General features: G+C 61.1%; 1 pseudogene. It reads right to left on the bottom strand.

Annotated elements, in window-relative coordinates:
- Positions 1-545, bottom strand: a pseudogene (gene pyrB / locus FUT88_RS25410) (aspartate carbamoyltransferase catalytic subunit); the annotation flags it as partial.
- Positions 546-833 lie beyond the last annotated feature (288 nt).

The following is an 833-nucleotide window of genomic DNA, read 5'->3' on the forward strand; positions in this document are numbered from 1 at the left end:
GTCAACGCATGGATATCGGAACGCGCCACGCGCGAGTGCAGGATGTCACCGACGATGGCCACCGTCAGGTTGGAGAAATCCTTCTTGTAGTGGCGGATGGTGAACATGTCGAGCAGCCCCTGCGTGGGGTGCGCATGACGGCCATCGCCTGCATTGATCACATGCACGTGCGGCGCGACGTGCTCCGCGATCAGGTACGGCGCCCCGGAACTGGCATGCCGCACGACAAACATGTCCGCCTGCATCGCCGACAGGTTGTTGATCGTGTCGAGCAGCGACTCGCCCTTGCTCGTGGACGACGCATTGATGTTCAGATTGATCACGTCCGCCGACAGCCGCTTGGCCGCGATCTCGAACGTCGTGCGCGTGCGCGTGGAGTTCTCGAAGAACAGGTTGAACACGCTCTTGCCGCGCAGCAGCGGCACCTTCTTCACCTCGCGGTCGGAATCCGATACGGACACGAACTGCTGCGCGGTGTCCAGCACGTGCGGGGTCCACGCTAGTAACGTTACCTCGATTGTTCTTGGGATCGGCGCCCGGCCGATCTGCGTGAGACCGGCTGGCCGTCGGTTAACGCGACCACAGCACGTCCGTCGTTTTTGTCGTTTGCAGGTCGATCTGCCGATGGGGCAGGTCGTGTGCTGTCGGCCGTCGTTTGCCGGCAGGCGGGGGTATTGACCGGCTGTTGCACACATTCGCCGGCCCAAAACACAACAAGTTTCAAAACGTGAGGAGACAACCATGGGTAGTCGACGTCATCTTTTTGTTGTCATGGCAACCAGTTGCATAGTGGCCATGCCGTTTATTGGCGGGTGCGGTGGGGCGGACGACCC

The organism is Ralstonia sp. TCR112, assembly GCF_007997035.1.
GTDB lineage: Bacteria > Pseudomonadota > Gammaproteobacteria > Burkholderiales > Burkholderiaceae > Ralstonia > Ralstonia edaphi.